This window comes from Gemmobacter lutimaris (assembly GCF_003570715.1).
Lineage (GTDB): Bacteria > Pseudomonadota > Alphaproteobacteria > Rhodobacterales > Rhodobacteraceae > Gemmobacter > Gemmobacter lutimaris.
The window spans coordinates 287,653-307,145 of record NZ_QXXQ01000004.1 but is presented as its reverse complement, the minus strand read 5'-3'; the positions used below and the strand labels follow the sequence as shown (position 1 = coordinate 307,145).

The 19,493-nt window shown below is 63.4% G+C and carries 19 protein-coding genes; 13 read left to right on the top strand and 6 right to left on the bottom strand.

Annotated elements, in window-relative coordinates:
• Window positions 1–29 precede the first annotated feature (29 nt).
• The 11 genes from cpaB (at window position 30) to D2N39_RS09825 (ending at window position 11,469) form a co-directional block, all read left to right on the top strand.
• The gene (gene cpaB / locus D2N39_RS09875) at window positions 30–893 is read left to right on the top strand and encodes a Flp pilus assembly protein CpaB (RefSeq protein ID WP_119134607.1); all 864 of its coding nucleotides are present in this window, start codon (window positions 30–32) and stop codon (window positions 891–893) included.
• 207 nt (window positions 894–1,100) lie between these two features.
• Complete coding sequence (locus D2N39_RS09870; protein WP_119134606.1) at window positions 1,101–2,492, top strand: type II and III secretion system protein family protein; 1,392 nt, start codon at window positions 1,101–1,103, stop codon at window positions 2,490–2,492.
• Window positions 2,493–2,507: 15 nt separating this feature from the next.
• On the top strand, window positions 2,508–3,161 hold the full coding sequence (locus D2N39_RS09865) for an OmpA family protein (RefSeq protein ID WP_233557104.1): 654 nt from the start codon (window positions 2,508–2,510) through the stop codon (window positions 3,159–3,161).
• Window positions 3,162–3,415: 254 nt separating this feature from the next.
• Entirely contained in the window at window positions 3,416–4,690 is a 1,275-nt protein-coding gene (locus tag D2N39_RS09860) for an AAA family ATPase (RefSeq protein ID WP_119134604.1), read from the top strand.
• 24 nt (window positions 4,691–4,714) lie between these two features.
• Window positions 4,715–6,172: a CpaF family protein gene (locus D2N39_RS09855; protein WP_119134603.1), complete on the top strand. Its 1,458-nt coding sequence runs from the start codon at window positions 4,715–4,717 to the stop codon at window positions 6,170–6,172.
• A 9-nt stretch (window positions 6,173–6,181) separates the two neighbouring features.
• The gene (locus D2N39_RS09850) at window positions 6,182–7,150 is read left to right on the top strand and encodes a type II secretion system F family protein (protein WP_119134602.1); all 969 of its coding nucleotides are present in this window, start codon (window positions 6,182–6,184) and stop codon (window positions 7,148–7,150) included.
• 9 nt (window positions 7,151–7,159) lie between these two features.
• Window positions 7,160–8,131 (top strand): type II secretion system F family protein, encoded by a 972-nt coding sequence (locus D2N39_RS09845; RefSeq protein WP_119134601.1) that lies wholly within the window; start codon window positions 7,160–7,162, stop codon window positions 8,129–8,131.
• A 12-nt stretch (window positions 8,132–8,143) separates the two neighbouring features.
• On the top strand, window positions 8,144–8,710 hold the full coding sequence (locus D2N39_RS09840) for a tetratricopeptide repeat protein (RefSeq protein ID WP_119134600.1): 567 nt from the start codon (window positions 8,144–8,146) through the stop codon (window positions 8,708–8,710).
• Window positions 8,711–8,747: 37 nt separating this feature from the next.
• A complete protein-coding gene (locus D2N39_RS09835) occupies window positions 8,748–9,596 on the top strand; it encodes a tetratricopeptide repeat protein (protein WP_119134599.1) in 849 nt (282 codons plus the stop codon).
• Window positions 9,597–9,600: 4 nt separating this feature from the next.
• On the top strand, window positions 9,601–10,092 hold the full coding sequence (locus tag D2N39_RS09830) for an A24 family peptidase (RefSeq protein WP_119134598.1): 492 nt from the start codon (window positions 9,601–9,603) through the stop codon (window positions 10,090–10,092).
• Between the two features lie 63 nt (window positions 10,093–10,155).
• The gene (locus tag D2N39_RS09825) at window positions 10,156–11,469 is read left to right on the top strand and encodes a P-loop NTPase family protein (RefSeq protein WP_119134597.1); all 1,314 of its coding nucleotides are present in this window, start codon (window positions 10,156–10,158) and stop codon (window positions 11,467–11,469) included.
• A gap of 151 nt (window positions 11,470–11,620) precedes the next feature.
• Here D2N39_RS09825 and D2N39_RS09820 read toward each other — a convergent pair whose 3' ends face one another.
• Window positions 11,621–12,172, bottom strand: a complete 552-nt coding sequence (locus tag D2N39_RS09820; protein ID WP_119134596.1) for a 5-formyltetrahydrofolate cyclo-ligase — start codon at window positions 12,170–12,172, stop codon at window positions 11,621–11,623.
• Window positions 12,169–13,545, bottom strand: a complete 1,377-nt coding sequence (gene mgtE, locus D2N39_RS09815; RefSeq protein ID WP_119134695.1) for a magnesium transporter — start codon at window positions 13,543–13,545, stop codon at window positions 12,169–12,171. Before mgtE ends, D2N39_RS09820 begins: the two co-directional genes overlap by 4 nt.
• A 122-nt stretch (window positions 13,546–13,667) precedes the next feature.
• On the opposite strand from mgtE, the gene guaD reads away from it, so the two are divergent.
• Window positions 13,668–14,945 (top strand): guanine deaminase, encoded by a 1,278-nt coding sequence (gene guaD / locus D2N39_RS09810; RefSeq protein ID WP_119134595.1) that lies wholly within the window; start codon window positions 13,668–13,670, stop codon window positions 14,943–14,945.
• 71 nt (window positions 14,946–15,016) lie between these two features.
• Here guaD and D2N39_RS09805 read toward each other — a convergent pair whose 3' ends face one another.
• The 4 genes from D2N39_RS09805 to D2N39_RS09790 all read right to left on the bottom strand — a co-directional run bounded on the left by D2N39_RS09805 (window position 15,017) and on the right by D2N39_RS09790 (window position 18,137).
• Window positions 15,017–15,334, bottom strand: coding sequence for a ribonuclease E inhibitor RraB (locus D2N39_RS09805; protein WP_119134594.1), 318 nt, complete (start codon window positions 15,332–15,334; stop codon window positions 15,017–15,019).
• A 59-nt stretch (window positions 15,335–15,393) separates the two neighbouring features.
• Window positions 15,394–16,734, bottom strand: a complete 1,341-nt coding sequence (locus tag D2N39_RS09800; RefSeq protein ID WP_119134593.1) for an 8-oxoguanine deaminase — start codon at window positions 16,732–16,734, stop codon at window positions 15,394–15,396.
• Window positions 16,735–16,851: 117 nt separating this feature from the next.
• On the bottom strand, window positions 16,852–17,655 hold the full coding sequence (locus D2N39_RS09795) for an inositol monophosphatase family protein (protein ID WP_119134592.1): 804 nt from the start codon (window positions 17,653–17,655) through the stop codon (window positions 16,852–16,854).
• A 119-nt stretch (window positions 17,656–17,774) separates the two neighbouring features.
• The gene (locus D2N39_RS09790) at window positions 17,775–18,137 is read right to left on the bottom strand and encodes a helix-turn-helix domain-containing protein (RefSeq protein WP_119134694.1); all 363 of its coding nucleotides are present in this window, start codon (window positions 18,135–18,137) and stop codon (window positions 17,775–17,777) included.
• 317 nt (window positions 18,138–18,454) lie between these two features.
• Between D2N39_RS09790 and D2N39_RS09785 the strand changes: the two genes are divergently transcribed.
• Entirely contained in the window at window positions 18,455–19,417 is a 963-nt protein-coding gene (locus D2N39_RS09785; protein WP_119134591.1) for an NADPH:quinone oxidoreductase family protein, read from the top strand.
• The last annotated feature ends 76 nt before the right edge of the window (window positions 19,418–19,493 follow it).

Below are 19,493 nucleotides of genomic sequence, written 5' to 3'. Positions count from 1 at the left end.
TTGGGGCAAAGAATGGGAGACGAACGAGAATGCGCATGATTTTTGCCGGTGTTCTGGTGCTCGGGCTGGCTCTCGCCGGGTTCGCGGTCTATATGGCCCAGAACTTCATCGGACATACTCAGGCCCAGCTTGCGAAAGAACGCGAGATGCGGGCGAAAACCGGGCCTCTGGTCGAGGTCTATGTCGTCAACAAGCCCGTCAACTATGGCGATGCGCTGACACGCGACGATGTGCAACTGATCTACTGGCCGCAAAGCGCGTTGCCCGAAGGCATCTTCAAGGCCAGCGAACCGCTGTTCCCCGAAGGCGAGACCCGTCCCCGCTTCGTGCTGCGCCAGATGGAGAAATTCGAGCCCGTGCTGGCCGTCAAGATCACCGAACCGGGCGAGGTTGCGGGGCTGACCGGCATGCTGGCGCAGGGTGAACGCGCCTTTACCATCAAATTCGACGATGCGTCGGGCGCCTCGCGCTATCTGCAACCGGGTAACCGGGTCGATGTCTACTGGACCGGCTCCAGCAGCATGGGCGGCGAGGTGACCCAGATGATCGAAACATCGCTGGCAATCATCGCGGTGGACCGCCCGCCGGCCAAGAATGCGAAGGGCGCCAGCAGCGGAACCGATTTTGCCGCCCCCAAGGCAATGACCGTCGCCGCGACCCCGCAGCAGGTTGCGCGTCTGGCGCAGGGCCAGGCCACCGGCCAGCTTTCCGTGTCGCTGGTTGCCAAGACCGACGACAACACGCCGATCGCGGGCCCGATCGAGGTCAACAGCGATCAGCTTCTGGGCATCCAGAGAGAGGCCGCCGCCCCCGAGGTCGAGAAAAAGGTCTGCACGATCAAGACCCGCAAGGGCGCCGACGTGCTGGAAATTCCGATCCCTTGCACCAACTGAACCTGCAGGATACCCGCACGGCAGCACAAGAAATCGTGCTGCCGTCTGCGTTTAGGGCTATTCATGGTAGATTGTTGCAGGTTATCCACAGCAACATTGCCGCACAAGCGTTTGATTCTTGCAATAAAATGACGCTTGCGGCATCTTGAATGCGAATAAAGGGCGAAAAGACCCGGTTCCCGAGGCGTGATCCGAAAGGCAGGTCACATGCAATTGAGCAAGTTTATCGTGGCGGTGCTGGCAGGATTTTGCCTCGCCGCCGCCGGAGCGAGTACCGCAGAGGCCCAGAACCTGCGCGTCATGTCGGGCAGCGCCTCGGCACCGCTGAATGTCCCCATGAACCGCGCGGTGGTGGTGGAAAGCGACACCGCCTTTACGGATGTGTCGATCGCCAACCCCGGCATCGCCGACATTTCTACCCTGTCGGACAGATCCATCTATGTGCTGGGCAAGGCGCCCGGCCGCACAACGCTGACCATGCTGTCCGGCGACGGCAAGCTGATTTCCAACGTCGAGGTGCAGGTTGCCCCCGATGTGGCAGAATTCAAGGAACGCCTGCGCCAGATCCTGCCGGGCGAGAATATCGAGGTCCGCACCGCCAATGACGGCATTGTGCTGTCGGGCACCGTCTCCTCCACCGCCAAGCTCGACCGTGCGCTGGATCTGGCCGAACGCTATGCACCGGAACGGGTGTCGAACCTGATGTCGGTGGGCGGGGCACAGCAGGTGATGCTGAAGGTCCGCTTTGCCGAAATGCAGCGCTCGGTCGCCAAGAACCTGTCCTCGTCGCTGGCCATCGCGGGCGGGTCGAAGGTTGGTGTCTCGGGCAAGACCGGCACATGGCTGAACGACGGAAACTCGATCAACAGCAGTGACATCACTGTGCGCGAAAGCGCCAATTCGGGGCTGGCACTGGGCTTTTCCGCCGGCTCCCTGCAGTTCGCGGTGCTGCTGGAGGCGCTGGAATCCAAGGGTGTCGTGCGCACGCTGGCCGAGCCGAACCTGACCGCCCTTTCGGGGCAGGAAGCCAAGTTCCTTGCGGGCGGCGAATATCCCATTCCGGTGGTGTCGAAAGACGGTATCGCCGTGCAATACAAGCCCTTCGGTGTGGAGATGAACTTCACCCCCGTCGTGGTGGACGGCGACAACATCAACCTGACGATCAACGCCGCCGTGTCCTCGATCGACAGCACGGTGACGGTGGAAAACGAAGGCTTCAGCGTCAATGCGTTCCGGCGCCGCGAAACCTCGACCACGGTCGAGATGCGCGACGGTGAAAGCTTTGCCATCGCGGGGCTTTTGCAAGACGACTTCCGCGACCTGAACGGCCAGGTTCCGTGGCTGGGCGACATCCCGATCATCGGCGCGCTGTTCCGCAGCGCCGAATATCAGCGCCAGCAATCGGAACTGGTAATTATCGTCACCCCGCATCTGGTGACGCCGACCCGCGGCGAGGCGCTGGCCTTGCCGACAGACCGGGTCCGCATTCCGACCGAGAAGGAACTGTTCCTGTTCGGCAAGGTTGCAGGCGCCAAGGGCCCGGCTGGCGAAGTGGCACGGCAGGACTTCAACAGCCCCTACGGCTATGTGATGGAGTAAGCGATGCGGGGGCACATGCGGATCATTCTTTCGGCAGCATCGCTGCTTGCACTGGCAGCCTGCGGCGACATGAACAAGGAACTGGGCGCCGAGGTCGATAGCGGCCATTTCGGTGAAGCCACGATGAACAACTCGCTGATCCAGTCGGGCGCCGCCGACTACCGGATCCAGCTGGGGCAGCGCTTCGCCCGCGAAGTGCCTTCGACCATCACCTTCCCGTTCAACTCGGCTGCACTGACACCCGAGGCGCGTGGCATTCTGGACCATCAGGCCAACTGGATGAGCCAGTTCCCCGAACTGCGCTTCTCGGTCTACGGTCATACCGATCTGGTCGGCTCGAACGCCTATAACAAGGCGCTTGGCAAGAAACGCGCGCAGGCGGTGGTGGCCTATCTGGGCAGCCGCGGCATTGCGCGCGCGCGGCTCGAAGCGCTGGTTTCCTACGGCGAAACCCGTCCCGTGGTGATGACGCAAAGCCCGGAGGAACAGAACCGCCGCACCGTGACCGAGGTGGCGGGCTTCATCCAGAAGGGCAAACCCGTGCCGATCAACGGCAAATATGCCGCCGTGATCATGCGCGAATATATCGAACTGGGCAAACGCCGGCACCCGCCGAATACCGAGGTGCAACCAATCCTGGTGCCGGGCGGCACCGGCGGCGGCGGCTGATCCCGGCAAGACGACAGATCACAGGCCCTTCGGGGCCTGTTTTCATTTCCGGCCCCTGCCCGCCTCTGGCCAGTTTCGCCCGGCCAAATGCCCCGGATTGACGGCTTTTCGGCCAAAATGTCGCCAATATTGACCCGCAGTTTCAGGGCAATCGAACCAATGGCGTGGTCCATTCCACGCCCCGGTGACGACAAGGGGATTCGGATAGGGCATTGCCCCTCCCTGTCGGCATTGGCCAAGGAAGGATAGAGGCAATGACGAGTGTGGCAAATCTTCAGCCCGATCCTGCGCCCGTGCTGGCGTGCACGATCTCGCGCGATGTTCAGAATTTCGAACTGCTCATCGACGATATGGAGCAGGAGCTTGGTGAGAACTGGGGTGACCTGTCCTTCGAGGACGCCGCGATTTTCCTTGAACAGCCCGATGCGGCGACGCTGCAATTCGTTGCCGTGGCGGTGGATGACAAGGACGAGGCCGATCTGACGCGGATCACCGAGATCATCCGCACCGCCAAGGGCCGAGGAATCCGCGTGGTGCTGATCGCCGATCAGGTCAGCCCCGTCGCCCTGCATCAGCTTCTGCGTCTCGGGGCCGATGACTTCGTGCCCTATCCGCTGCCGGAAGGCGCATTGCACGAAGCGATCGAGCGCATCCGGCAGCCCGCCCCTTCCCCGACCCCTGCCGCCGCCGCGCAACCGGCCGAGCCGGAAGAACCGCACCAGACCCCCAGCTTCAAGGCCAAGGGCGACCGCGATGCGGTGCTGCTGCCGGTGCATGGTCTGGCAGGCGGCACCGGCGCCTCGACCTTCGCCGCAAACCTTGCCTGGGAACTTGCCACCATCGACAAGCAGAACCCGCCGCGTGTCTGCCTGCTGGATCTGGATCTGCAATTCGGCGCCGTGGCGACCTATCTGGATCTGCCGCGCCGCGAGGCGGTGTTCGAGATCCTTCAGGACACCGAACATGCCGACAGCGATTCCTTCCTTCAGGCCATGATCACCTTCAACGACCGCCTGCATGTGTTCACCGCCCCGGCGGACATGCTGCCGCTCGACATCATCGGACCGGATGATGTGGCGCGGCTGCTGGACATGGCGATGGCGAATTTCGATTTCGTGATCGTCGATATGCCCAAGACCATCGTGGCCTGGACCGAAACGGTCCTGTCGCGCGCCCATGTCTATTTCGGGCTGATGGAACTGGACCTGCGTTCTGCCCAAAACGTGCTGCGTCTGACCCGTGCCCTGAAGGCCGAGGGACTGCCGCATGAAAAGCTGCGTTTCGCGCTGAACCGTGCACCGAAATTCACGGACCTGACCGCGAAAAGCCGGGTCAAGCGGATGGCTGAAAGTCTGGACATCACCATCGAGGTGCAACTGCCTGACGGTGGCGCGCAGGTGACGCAATCCAATGATCATGGTCTGCCGCTTTCGGAAACCGCCGCGAAAAACCCGCTGCGCAAGGAAATCGGCAAGCTGGCGAAGCAGCTTTTCGAGGTGAACAAGGCCGCCGAGGCAAGCCGGGGGTAACGACCCGGCGCGTGGAGTAACGAGATGTTTTCAAGGTTCAAGAAGCCCGAGGGCGGCACGCCCAAAGCTGCCACCATGGCGCCGGTCGGCGCGGCGAATGCCGCGCCCAAATCCGTTGCGCAGCCTGCCAAACCGGCAACGCCCGGTCTGGCCCCGGCGCGAAACGCCCCCCGCGCGCCCGCCGAGGCGGCTGCGGCCGACAAGGAACGCAAGCGCAAGGACCGGCTTCAGGAACTGAAGGTGGAACTGCACAAGCGGCTTCTGGAAAACCTGAACCTCGCGGCGCTGGAAAAGGCGACGGAATCGAACCTCAAAGCCGAGATCGCCGCGATTTCCGCCGAAGCCTTGGACGAAATGGCGGTGGCGCTGAACGCGCAGGACCGTGCCACGCTGAACCAGGAACTTTACGACGAGGTGATGGGCCTTGGTCCGCTGGAGCCGCTGCTGAAGGATGAAACCGTCAGCGATATTCTGGTCAACGGGCCGCAACGCATCTTCGTGGAACGTGGTGGCAAGCTGACGCTGACCGACATCACCTTCAAGGACGAACGTCACCTGCTGCGCATCATCGACAAGATCGTGAGCGCGGTGGGCCGCCGCGTCGATGAATCGAACCCTTATTGCGACGCGCGCCTCGCCGATGGCTCGCGTTTCAACTGCATGGTGCCGCCGGTGGCGGTGGATGGCTCGCTGGTCTCGATCCGTAAATTCAAGAAGGAAAAGCTGGGCATCAATGACCTGGTGAAATTCGGCGCCTTCACCGAGGAGATGGCGCTTTATCTGGAAGCGGCCGTTTCGACCCGGTTGAACGTCATCGTCTCGGGCGGCACGGGCTCGGGGAAAACCACGACGCTGAACGCGCTGTCCTCGTTCATCGACAATACCGAGCGCGTGCTGACCATCGAGGATACTGCGGAACTTCAGCTTCAGCAGATCCACGTCGGCCGCATGGAAAGCCGCCCCGCCAACGTCGAGGGCAAGGGCGCGGTGACGCAGCGCGACTGTCTGCGCAACGCGCTGCGGATGCGCCCCGACCGCATCATCGTGGGCGAAACCCGCGGCGAGGAGGTCATCGACATGTTGCAGGCGATGAACACCGGCCACGACGGGTCCATGACCACGATCCACGCCAACAACCCGCGCGACGGCATCAGCCGTCTGGAAAACATGGTCGCCATGGCCGGGATCGAAATGCCGCTGAAAGCGGTGCGCAGCCAGATCGCCAGCGCCGTCAACCTGATCGTGCAGGCCAGCCGCCTGCAAGACGGCTCGCGCCGGATGATCTCGATCACCGAGATCACCGGGATGGAGGGAGAGGTGATCTCGATGCAGGAAATCTTCCGCTACGAACGTCTGGGCATGGCCCCGGATGGCAAGATCATCGGCCGGTTCAATGCGACCGGCGTGCGCTCGCATTACTCCGAGCGTTTCAAGCAATGGGGCTTCAACCTGCCCCCGTCGATCTACGAACCGATTGCCTGAGGTGCATCCATGACGATCAATCCCGCCGTCATCGTCTACGCCCTGATCTTCATCGCCGTGCTTGCACTGGTCGAGGGCCTGTATCTGACCGTCTTCGGCAAGTCGATCAGCCTCAACAGCCGCATGTCGCGCCGCCTTGCGCTGATGGAGAAGAACCAGAACCGTGAAGAAGTGCTGGCTCAGCTCCGCAAGGAGATGAGCCAGCATATGCGCGCGCGGTCGATCCCGATCTATTCGATCCTGGCGTCGAAAGCGCAGAAGGCCAATATCGCCTTTTCGCCGATCCAGCTCATCGGGGTCATGGCGGGGCTGTCGGTTTTTGCCTATCTGGGTCTGACCGTGGGCACCCCTGCCGAAGGCCCGGTGCGGGTGCTGATCGCCATCGTCATGGGGGTTGGTGGCGTCTACATGTGGGTCAACAAGAAGGCCAAGAAGCGCGTGGCGCTGATGGAAGAACAGCTTCCCGACGCGGTGGAGCTGATGGTGCGATCCCTGCGCGTGGGCCATCCCTTCGCCTCGGCCATGGGGATCGTAGCCAAGGAAGTGCCCGATCCGCTGGGCACCGAATTCGGCCTGATCGGCGACGAGGCCGCCTATGGCCGCGACGTGGCCGAAAGCCTGAAAGCCTTCGCCGAACGGATGGACAATCAGGATCTGCGCTTCCTTGCGGTGGCGGTGACGATCCAGCAGCAATCGGGCGGCAACCTCGCCGAGATTCTGGAAGGCCTGTCAAAGGTCATCCGCTCGCGCTTCAAGCTGTTCCGCAGGGTCAAGGCCATCACGGCCGAAGCGAAATGGTCGGGGATGTTTCTGTCGTCCTTCCCGATCCTCGCGCTGGTGATGATCCTGATGCTGAAACCCGATTATTTCGACGAGGTTCAGGAAACTTCGGCCTTTGTGCCGGCGGCGCTGGCGGTCGGCGTCTTTCTGATCCTGAACATCATCTACATGAAAATCATGGTCAATATCAAAGTCTGAGGCCCGGTCATGTTCGACAATCTGAAGGCCATGCTGGTCGATGCCTTCGGGCCCCTGGGCCCGGTGATCGTGCTGCTGGCGCTGGGTATCCTGCTGGCTGCCGCCACGCTGCCCACACTGATGAAAAAGCGCGCCGACCCGCTGGACAAGCTGCGTGAGCAACGCACGACACGCGCCGCCGAAACCAAGGTCGAGGACCTGCGGCAGCGCGGTGCAGCCGACAAGCTTGAGAAATACGCAGCCTTCCTCGAACCGCAGGACGCCGACACCATGTCGGCCTCGCGGCTGAAGATGATGCGCGCGGGCTACCGGCAAAAGAATGCGGTGCGCATGTTCCACTTCGCGCAATTCGCGCTGGGGATCGGCGGTCTGGTGCTGGGCTTTGCCTATACAATGATGTTGAAGAACCAGAACGGCGATCTGCCGACGCAGAAGCTGATCCTGTTCACAATCGTTCCGGCAGCAGCAGGCTATTACCTGCCGCAATACTGGGTGCAGCGCCGGTTGCAGACCCGCCAGCAGGAAATCGTGCAGGGTTTTGCCGATGCGCTGGACCTGATGCTGGTTTGCGTCGAGGCGGGGCAATCGCTGGATCAGTGCATCAACCGCGTCGCCAAGGAAACGCGCGCGGGCTACCCCGCGCTGTCGGAAGAATTCGAGATCGTCAGCCAGGAGGTCAAGGCCGGCAAGGAACGGGTGCAGGTGCTGAAGGACATGGCCGAACGGGTCGGCGTGCCGGATGTGGCCTCGTTCGTCACCACGCTGGTGCAATCGGCCACCTTCGGCACCTCGATCGCCGAGGCGCTGCGGGTCTATTCGGCCGAAATGCGTGACAAGCGCGTGATGCGGGCCGAAGAAAAGGCAAACGTCTTGCCGACCAAGCTGACACTGGGCACAATGCTGTTCACCCTGCCGCCCCTGATGATCATCCTGATCGGCCCTTCGATCTATGGCATCGCAACGCAGCTTGGCGGGGGTTGAGACCGGACCCGAATGAAACCCGCGCTTCTTATGTGTCTTTTCGTGCTGGCCGCCTGTCAACCGGGCGGCCAGACTGCTTTGAACCCTGCCCTGAATGCCCCCCCAGCCGCCGATGGTAGCGAAAAGGGCGTGGACGGGTTACTGGTTGGCCACCGGCTGATGGCCGCCAACGAGCCGGAACTGGCGCTGAAAGCCTATCTGCGCGCCGCCGCCGAAGACGGGATGAGCGTCGATGTCCTGTCTGCGCTGGGATCGGCCAACCTTTCGCTCGGGCGACTGGGTCAGGCAGAACAACTTCTGCGCCGCGCGGTGGAGCTTGATCCCTCTTTCGTGCCCGCCCAGAACAATCTTGGTGTCGTGCTTATGGAACGCGGCAAGGTGCCCGAGGCCCGCGTGGTGTTCCAGCAGGCTTTCGCGCAGGACAGTGGCAAGACGGACTCGATCCGCGACAATCTGAAACGCGCGATAGCCATGTCCGAGAATTCCATCTATTCTGAGCAGAACGAGAAAGAAGAACCGCACCGCTTCAATCTGGTGCGGCGGGGTCAGGGCGAATTTGTCCTGCTGTCGTCGCTCTAGCCCGCGGGGCGGACCCGAGCAGTAAAAAGGACGCGAAATGCGCCACCCTGTCTTCGTTGCGCTGTGCCTTGGCGGCATGGCTGTGCTTGCAGCCTGCGGACGCGGCACCTCGGATGCCGAGGTCCAGAAGGCGTTGAAGGATGTGAACGTCATTGACGAAAGCAACCTCAGCGACATCATGCTGACGGTGGGCGATCCGAACGAGGCGGTGACCTATTTCACCAATACCCTGCAACAGAATCCCGACCGGCCCGACCTGAAACGCGGTCTGGCCAAATCGCTGGTGCGCGCCAACCGCCCGGCCGAGGCGGCGAAGGTCTGGGCGTCGCTGGTCAATTCCGGTCAGGGCACCAATGACGACCGCGTGGGCTATGCCGATGCGCTGATCCGGGCGAATGACTGGTCTCAGGCTGAGGCACAGTTGAACCTCATCCCGCCGACCCACGAAACTTATGAGCGCTACCGGCTGGAAGCGATGGTCGCCGACAGCAAGAAGCAATGGAAGAAGGCCGACAGTTTCTATGAAATCGCGGCCGGGCTGACCACCAAACCCGCCAGCGTGCTGAACAACTGGGGCTTTTCCAAGCTGACCCGCGGCGAATATGCCGGGGCGGAAAAGCTGTTCCTTGAGGCGCTGACCCACGATCCGACCATGTTCACCGCCAAGAACAACCTTGTCCTGGCGCGCGGCGCCCAGCGCAAATACGACCTCCCGGTGGTCGAGATGACGCAGAAGGAACGGGCGGAACTTCTGTATACGCTCGGCCTCGCGGCCGTGAAGCAGGGCGATGTGAAGGTCGGGCGCAACCTGTTGCAGGATGCGGTCGAAACCCATCCGCAGTATTTCGAGGCCGCCGCGCGCAGCCTTGCCGCGCTGGAGGGCTGAGCCCATGATGATCGACCCGACAGCCGCGCTGTGGTTCCTGCCGTTCTGCCTGCCCATCGCCGTCTGGGTGGCATGGTCGGACATGAAATACATGAAGATCCCCAACAAGGCCGTCATGGTGATGGCTGCTGTCTGGGCGGTGGTGGGGCTGCTGGCCTTCCCGCTGAACACCTACCTTTGGGGTTGGGCGGTGCTGGGCATCGTGCTGGTGGCGGGTTTCATTGCAAATGCCGTCGGGCTGGTGGGCGCAGGCGATGCGAAATTCGCCGCCGCCATGGCCCCGGTCTTTGCCACGGGCGATCCGCGGCTGATCTTCGCCCTGTTCGCGGCCTGCCTGCTGGGCGCTTTCGCCACCCATCGCATCGCGCGGCTGATCGGCCCGCTGCGCCGCGCCCTGCCCGATTGGGAAAGCTGGAACCGCAAGGATTTTCCCATGGGCCTCGCCCTCGCAGGGACGCTGATTTTCTACCTTCTCGCCCCATTTCTGGCCAAATGATCGGCTTTCCTCGGTGAAACCCGCGCCGGTCACCGGCGCTCATTCGCCATGCCGAGGATAGCCATGAACGTGCAGGTCGCGCCCAATGTGATCGCCCCCCCCGCGCCCAGAACACTGGCCGAAACCGGGCTGTCCGTCGTGATGATGCGGGACATCCTGCTGAAGACGATGTTCCGAATGAATGCCAATCTGGTGTCGGAACTCGCCCGCATCGTCTGCCTGCCAATCCCGGCGACGCAGGAGCTCATTGACCTCGCCCGCAGCCAGCGCCTGCTGGAAGCGACCGGCACCCTGCACGCCACCAGCGGCAACGAAATGGGCTATCAGCTGACCGACGGTGGCAAGGCCCGTGCGCTGGATGCGCTGGCGCAGTCCGAATATTATGGCGCGATGCCGGTTCCGCTGGAGAACTACTCCCAGCAGGTCAAGCGCCAGTCGGTGCGCAACATGAAACTGACCCGCGACCAGCTGATGAGCGGCATGGGCCATCTGATCCTGCCGGAAAACCTGATCGGCAACCTTGGCCCCGCCGTCGGATCGGGTCGGTCGATCCTGATGTATGGGCCGCCCGGCAACGGCAAATCCTCAATCTCCAACGGTATCCGCGACGCACTGGGCGACAAGATCTATATCCCCCGCGCAGTGGAATATTCCGGTCAGGTTATCACCGTCTATGACCCGATCGTCCATTCCGCCGCCGAAGAGGCGGTGGACGATCCGAACAGCCTGCGCCGCACCTCCAACCGCTTCGACCAGCGCTATGTCTATTGCCAGCGTCCCTCGGTCATCACGGGCGGCGAATTGACGCTCGACATGCTCGACCTCACCTATAACCCGGTCGCCCGCACCTATCAGGCGCCGCTTCAGATGAAATCGAATGGCGGCATCTTCATCGTCGATGACCTTGGCCGCCAGTCGGAACCACCCCAGAAGCTCGTCAACCGCTGGATCGTGCCGCTGGAAGAAAGCCGCGACATCCTGCAACTGCAATCGGGCGAAAAGTTCACCGTGCCTTTCGATACGCTGGTGATCTTTTCCACCAACTTTCACCCGAACGAGATCTTCGACGGTGCCGCCCTGCGCCGGATTTTCTTCAAGATCAAGATCGACGGCCCGAACCAGGAAAACTTCCTGAAGATCTTTGCCATGGTCGCCCGCAAGAAGAAGATGCCGCTGGACGAAAAGGCGCTGATCCACCTTCTGAAGGTGAAATACCCGACCATCGAGATGAATTTCGCCAATTACCAGCCGGTGTTCCTGATCGACCAGATGATCGCGATCTGCGAGTTCGAGGGCATCCCCTACCAGATGACCCCCGACCTGATCGACCGCGCCTGGGCGAACATGTTCGTGCGCGACGAAAAGATCGCCAAGTAACCCTGCGAATGCGCAGTGGTGGGCTTGTTCGAGTATTTGGACAAGAAGCAAGAGGCAAAGGCACAAGGGGGCGGAGAACGGCTCTCTCCCCTTGTGCTTGCTTCTTGCAAAAATACTCAAATTCCGACTGTGCCGCGCGCGCAGCCTGTGGTCAGGTGAACCGCAGCACCCCGGATTCAGTCACGATGATATCCAGCCGCTGATCGGTCGGCTCGATCGGCACTTCGGGCAGTTCCTGTGCGTCGAAGGCAAAGCCGATGGCCAGTGTCGGGCGTTTGGCGCGCAGCCCCTCCAGCGTGCGGTCGTAGAAGCCGCCGCCATAGCCCAGACGATAGCCGCGCCGGTCCCAGCCGACCAGCGGCACGATCAGCACCTCGGGTTCGATCCAGTCACCCGTCGCGGGGATCATCGCGCCAAACTCGCCCGGCACCAGCGCGCAGCCCGGATACCAGGCGCGGAAGCGCAACGGCTGTCCCTTGCCCATAATGACCGGAACGCCAACCGGGCCAGTATGGGCGGCCATCGCCGGGGCGGGGTCGATCTCGGTCCGCATCGCCATATAGCCCGCCAGTGGTTTCCCGGCATGGGACGCCAACACATCGGCCAAAAGCTCAGCCGCGCCACCCTGCCCTGCGGCATGGGCCAGTTTGCGCGCGGCGAAGGCCGCCGCCCGTGCCTCAGTCTTGATTTCGGTGATCGTCACAGCAGCACCAGGGTTGCGAGGCCGAGGAAGGCGAAGAAGCCGATCACATCGGTCATCGTGGTCACGAATGTTCCCGATGATAGAGCCGGATCAAGCCCCAGACGGTGCAGCAAAAGCGGCACGATGACGCCCGCGAGCGCCGCGACCAGCAGATTGACGATCAGCGCCGCCCCGATCACCGCGCCCAACAGGGGCGTCCCAAACAAAGCCCAGGCCACTCCGCCCATGATCAGCGCAAAGACCACGCCATTGATCAGGCCCACCCCCGCCTCACGTCGGACCACCCGCAGCGCGTTTGATCCGGTCAGGTCGCGCGTCGCCAGTGCCCGCACCGCCACGGTCAGAGATTGAGTCCCCGCATTGCCGCCCATCGAGGCGACGATCGGCATCAGCGCCGCCAGCGCCACCAGCGCCGAAATCGTGCCCTCGAACAGCGAGATCACCCCGGCGGCGATATTGGCAGTGACAAGATTGACCAGCAGCCACGGGATGCGGCTTTTCACCGTATCCAGCACCCCGTCCGAGATCGAGCTTTCATCGCCCACACCTGCGAGGCGCAGCATGTCTTCCTCGTGTTCCTCATCCAGCACGTTCATCGCGTCGTCGATGGTGATGACGCCGACCAGACGGTCGTTTTCGTCCACCACCGGGCAGGAAATCAGGTGATACTGGTTGAAGATATAAGCGACTTCGGCTTCTTCCTCGGTGGCCTCGATGGTGCGGAAACTGTCTTCGGCAATGTCGCGCAGCCGCACGTCGCGCCGCGAGGCCAGCATGCGGCCCAGCGTGACATAGCCCAACGGGTTCATCCGCGGGTTCACCAGAATGACGTGGTAGAACTGGTCAGGCAGCCATTCGGCGCTGCGCAAATGGTCGATGGTTTCGCCCACCGTCCAGTGTTCTGGCGCCACCACCACCTCGCGCTGCATCAGGCGGCCGGCGGAATACTCCGGGTAGGCCATCGCCTGTTCGACTGCCACACGGTCGGAAGCGGCCAGCGCGCTGAGGATGATGGCTTGCTGCGGCTCCTCCAGATCCTCAAGGATGTCAACGACATCGTCGGTTTCCAGCTCACGGACCGCCTCGGCCAGAACCTCTTTCGGCAGCGCCTCGATCACCTCTTCGCGGATCGATTCGTCCAGTTCCGAGAGGATGTCGCCGTCGATCTCGGGCGAATAGAGATGCAGAAAATCGCGCCGGGCCGAGGGGCCGATCTGTTCCAGTAGGTCGGCGATGTCGGCAGCGTGCAGCGGATCGACCAGATCGCGCAGGCGTGCGGCATCTTCGGCTTCCACCGCCTCAAGAATCGCCGAGACGCGCCGGGTGTCCAGCTCTTCCTCGTCCTCCACCGGGGTCGCCTCGTTTTCCGCCATCATGCCTCCACGTCGATTGCCGTGACCTTATGATAAGCTGTTTCAAAGAAACAGGGTGGTGGCGGAAATTTACCTGCGGGCGGAAAGACTTTAGGCTGATCCGGCTGAACAGGAGGCCCGAGATGACCGAACTGCTGCTGGGACAGGTGCTGAGCTTTGCCGCCGATCCGTTCGAGGCGGGGCCAGAGGCCGCGCGGCTGGACGAGGCACTGGTGATCGAAGCCGGGCGCATCGCTGCCGTGGGTGCTGCGGATGCACTGCGCCGCAACTGGCCGCAAGCGCGCGTCACCGATTACGGGCGCGACCTGATTTCGGCCGGGTTCATCGACGCCCATGCGCATTACCCGCAGACCGCCATCATCGCCAGCTGGGGCAAGCGGCTGATCGACTGGCTGAACAGCTATACTTTCCCCGAGGAGATGCGCTTTGCCGATCCTGCCTATGCGGCCGAAGTCGCGGCCCGGTATCTTGATCTGACGCTGGCCAATGGCACGACCTCGGTCTGTTCCTATTGCTCCATCCATCCGGCTTCCGTCGATGCGCTGATGTCAGAGGCTCAGGCGCGCGGCCAGCGGATCTGGGCGGGCAAGACCTGCATGGATCGCAACGCCCCCGAAGGCCTGCGCGATACCGCACAATCGGCGCATGATGACAGTGCAGCCCTCTTGGCGAAATGGCACGGGGTGGACCGGCTGTCCTATGTCATCACGCCGCGCTTTTCACCCACCTCGACCCCCGAACAGCTTGAGGCGCTGGGGGGGCTCTGGGCCGCCAACCCGTCCTGCCTGATGCAGACGCATCTCAGCGAGCAACTGGACGAAATCGACTGGGTAAAGGGGCTTTACCCCAATGCCCGCGACTACCTTGATACCTACGAGGCGCATGGCCTGCTGGGCCGGGGCGGGCTTTACGGCCATGCCATCCATCTGGAGCCGCGCGAGAAAGCCCGGCTGGCCGAGGTGGATGCGAGCCTGATCCATTGCCCGACCTCGAACACCTTCATCGGCTCGGGCCTGTTCGACATGGGCGGGCTGAAGGCGGCGGGTCACCGCATCGGCCTTGCCACCGATACCGGCGGCGGGTCGTCCTTTTCCATGCTGCGCACCATGGCGGCGGCCTACGAGATCGGGCAGTTGCGCGGCCGCGCCCTGCATCCGGCGGAACTCTGGTGGCTCGCCACCCAAGGTTCCGCCCGGAGCCTGCTGGCCGATGACCGCATCGGCAATATCGCGCCGGGGATGGAGGCGGATCTCGTGGTGATCGACCTCGGCTCCACCCCCGCCATCGCGCAGGCCACAACCCGTGCCGAAACGATCTGGCAGGCGCTGTTCCCCACCATCATGCTGGGCGATGATCGTGCCATCCGTGCCGTCTGGATTGGCGGCACGCCGCGTGGCTGAGCTTTCATCTGTTCCCAATTATCCTCGGGGGTGAGCCCCGCAGGGGCGAAGGGGCAGACAGCCCCCTGCCTTCATTCTTCCAGCAAGCCCCAGCCATCCGGGGTGAAATCGAATTCCAGCGCGATTTCGGTGGCCAGCTTCTCAAACTTCCAGATCGTCTCGGCGTCAATCTTCACCGGGCCGACCAGCGCGTCCAGCAACTCGTCCTCGTCATCGCGGTTCGTGCGGAACCCCTTGGCCTCCAAGGCTTTCTGCACGCCGTCCCAGTTCGCGTCCACATCCTCGGGATAGAACTGATAGGTGATGACCGCCTCGGCCGGCGCATCCGCCGCGAAAGCCTCGAAGCTTTCAAAGGTTTCGGCCTTCTGGGATTTGTAATCGTGGCGCATGGAACCCTCCGCTTTTCCCGGTGATGCCTCAGGGCGCGGCGACCCGCAAGCGGCTTCGCTCACAGCCCGGCCAGACGCCGCGCCAAGCGGTTCTGCCGCTCAATGGCCAGCGGCAGGTCCAGCGTCGCCATCTGGCCCTCGCGCACCACCTGCCGCCCCTCGACGAACAGGTCGCGCACCCGCGTCGGACCGCAGAGCATCAGCGCCGCCACCGGGTCCCATGCCCCTGCCGCCTCGATCCCGCGCATGTCCCAGATCGCCAGATCGGCGCGTTTGCCGGGTTCAAGCGAGCCGCAATCGCCGCGCCCCAGCACCTTTGCGCCGCCCAGCGTGGCAATCTCCAGCGCCTCGCGCGCGCCCATCGCATCGGCCCCGTGTGCAACCCGCTGCAACAACAGCGCCTGCCGCGCCTCGGCCACCAGATTGCCCGCATCATTCGAGGCAGAGCCATCGACGCCCAGCCCCACCTTGACGCCCGCATCCCGCATCGCCCGCACCGGCGCGATGCCGCTGCCCAGACGGCAGTTGGAACAGGGACAATGCGCGACGCCGGTCGCGCTGCGGGCAAACAGCCCGATCTCGGCCCCGTCCAGCTTCACACAATGCGCGTGCCAGACATCCGGGCCGGTCCAGCCCAGATCCTCGGCATATTGGCCGGGGCGGCAACCGAATTGTGCAAGGCTATAGGCGATATCCTCGTCATTCTCGGCCAGATGGGTGTGCAGCATCACGCCTTTGTCGCGCGCCAGCAGCGCCGCCTCGCGCATCAGATCGCGGCTGACCGAGAACGGCGAACAGGGCGCCAGCCCCACCCGCACCATCGCGCCGTCGCGTGGATCGTGGAAAGCATCGACGACGCGGATGCTGTCTTCCAGAATTGCGGCCTCGCGTTCCACCAGACTGTCCGGCGGCAGGCCGCCCGCACTTTCGCCGATGCTCATGGCGCCGCGCGTGGGATGAAAGCGCAGCCCCACCTCGCGCGCGGCGGCAATCGTGTCATCCAGCCGCGCGCCGTTGGGGTAAAGATACAGGTGATCCGAGGTCAGCGTGCAACCTGAAAGCGCCAGTTCCGCCAGCCCGATCTGGGCAGAGACGAACATCTCCTCCGGCCCGAAGCGCGCCCAGATCGGGTACAGCGTCTTCAGCCAGCCGAACAGCAGCGCATCTTGCCCGCCCGGCACCACCCGTGTCAGCGTCTGGTAAAGGTGGTGATGCGTGTTCACCAGACCGGGCGTCACCACACAACCGCGCGCCTCGACCACGGTGCCCGAGGTGGTCAGCCCCTGCCCAACAGCGATGATCGCGCCGTCACGCATCAGCAGATCGCCCCCGGCAATCTCGCGGCGGCTGCCGTCCATGGTCACAAGGACATCGGCATTGCGAACAAGAATTTCAGACATGGTGGCGCCCCCTTCAGCGCCCCTTCGGTAAAACCCCGGACGCGCGACAGAAGGGGGGAAGGACTCGCCACGTCACACCAAGCCTAACCCGGATCGGCCTGCCGGGGCAAGCCGCCGTCAGCCGTTCAGCAGCGCCAGCGCCGCCGCATGCACCTCCGGGCAGGAGGCCGCCAGCAAGCGCCCGCCTGTGTCGGCCCGCGCGCCGGTCCAACTGGTCACGACACCGCCAGCGGCCTCAATCACCGCGATCGGGGCCTGCACATCATAGGCCTGCAAGCCCGCTTCGACCACAAGGTCGATATGCCCGGCTGCCAGCAGGGCGTAGGCATAGCAATCCGCACCATAGCGCGTCAGACGGCAGCGCGCCGCAAGCCGGTGGAACGCCGCGCCTTCCTCGGCGCTGCCCACCTCGGGGAAGGTTGACATCACGATACACTGATCCAGCGACCGTGCCCCGCGCGCTGCAAGCGTGCGGGGCCCCAGCGGGCCCTGCATCCGCGCCAGACCAAGGCCGCCTTCAAAGCGTTCCCCGATATAGGGCTGGTCGATCATGCCATAAAGCGGCCGCATCCCCTCGTCCGCCACGGCAATCAGCACACCCCATGTCGGCATGCCCGCCAGAAAGGCACGGGTGCCATCAATAGGGTCCAGAACCCAGGTCAACCCGCTGCTGCCCGCCTGACGGCCCATCTCCTCGCCCAGAATGGCATCCTGCGGCCGCCGATGCGCCAGAACCGCGCGCATTGCCCCTTCGGCCGCCCGGTCTGCCACCGTAACCGGATCAAATCGCACGGTTTCCTTGCTGTCCGCCGTCAGCCCCAGACTACGGAAATGCGGCAGGATGGCATGGCGCGCGGCCTCGGCCATTTCATGCGCGACCGAAATCAGTTCGGCCGAAAGATCGGGGGACATATCGGTCATCGTCGCTCTCCTGCCGTGGCTGCCAAGGCGCTATCGCGCAGCCCCCGCCCGGTCAAGCCGCTGCAACACAAAACGCCCCGCAAGCGGGGCGTCCGTCTTGATCAGCGATCAGGGTGCAGTCAGGCAGCGTCGCTCAGCACGCGGGCCAGATCGAAGAGCCGACGGCGCTGTGCCTCGGGGATCGCGTAATAGGAGCGCACCAGTTCAAGCGCCTCCTTGTCGGCCAGGATATCGCCTTCGACCGGGGTCGGCGACTCGCGCGCCTCGTCGATACCTTCGAAGAAGAAGCTGATGTTCACGCCCAGCGTTTCGGCAATGTCCCACAAACGCGAGGCGCTGACACGGTTCATGCCGGTTTCATATTTCTGGATTTGCTGGAACTTGATGCCAACCCGCTCTGCCAGTTGTTGTTGCGTCATACCGACCATCCACCGGCGGTGACGGATGCGCTTACCAACATGCGCGTCCACGGGATGCTTCATCTTCATACTCCCCTAGCAATTACAAACCCGCGTTTTCCGGGTGCACCCTTCGCGGTATGATTGCAGACCTTACGCGAAGATATGAAATTTTTCTACCACGGTTATGATCACAAATCTCGTCTTTTGTATATGAATTGCTATACGTTTGGATAGGTTTCCTGCGAATTTCCGGCCTGTTTTGACTGGCGAAACAGCCTTGGGCCACAGGCACGCAAGATTATTGCGCGACAGACACCTCAAGACCCTCCGCCACCTTGGAAGAAGGAATCATCCGCGCTAGGGTCCGGTCGCAACAGGCACAGCACAGGAACAGACCGATGCGCGCATGGCGCCTTCACGAAACCGGCAGCCCGCCGCAACTCGAAACCCTCTCGCGTCCCGTGCCGGGCCCGGACGAGGTGCTGATCCGCACGTCGGCTTGCGGGCTGAATTTCGCCGATCTCCTGACGATCGAGGGCCGCTATCAGGAAAAGCCCGCCCTGCCCTGCACATTGGGCATGGAAATCGCGGGCGAGGTGGCAGAGGCCGGCAGCAATGTGACCGGCTTCACCCCCGGCGACCGCGTGGCGGCTTTCTGCGGCCTTGGCGGGCTGGCGGAGTATACGCTCACTCCCGCCAGCCGCTGCCTTCGTCTACCCGACGGGATGGATGCCGTGACCGGCGCCGCATTCCAGATCGCCTATGGCACCTCGCATCTGGCGCTGGACCACAAGGCACGTCTCCAGCCCGGTGAAACCCTGTTCGTCACCGGCGCGGCGGGGGGTGTCGGCCTGACGGCGGTGGAAATCGGCAAGCGCATGGGCGCGCGGGTCATCGCCTCTGCCAGAGGCACGGCAAAATGCGACGTAGCGGCGCAGGCAGGCGCCGATGTGGTGATCGACAGCGATGCGCCGGGCCTGCGCGACCGGCTGAAGGATCTGGGCGGTGTGGATGTGGTCTATGACAGCGTTGGCGGCCCCGCCTTCATGGAGGCCCTGCGCGCCACCCGCCCCGAAGGGCGCCTGCTGGCCATCGGCTTTGCCGGGGGCGAGGTGCCGCAGGTGCCCGCCAACCTGTTGCTGGTGAAGAACCTCAGTGTCATGGGTCTTTACTGGGGCGGCTACCTGCGCTTCCGCCCCGAGGTGCTGACAACGAGCCTCGCCACGCTGGCGGGCTGGATCGCGGCCGGAGAGTTGCATCCCCATGTCAGCCAGTGCTTCCCGATGGAACAACTGCCCGAGGCGCTGGCCAGCCTGCGCGAGCGCAAATCCACCGGAAAGATCGTGGTCACCATGGGCTGATGCCTCAGGGGTCTTTGCCCCCCGAGGATAGCGGCACCAAGGGAAAACGGGCCTGCTTTTATCTTGGTAAAAATAT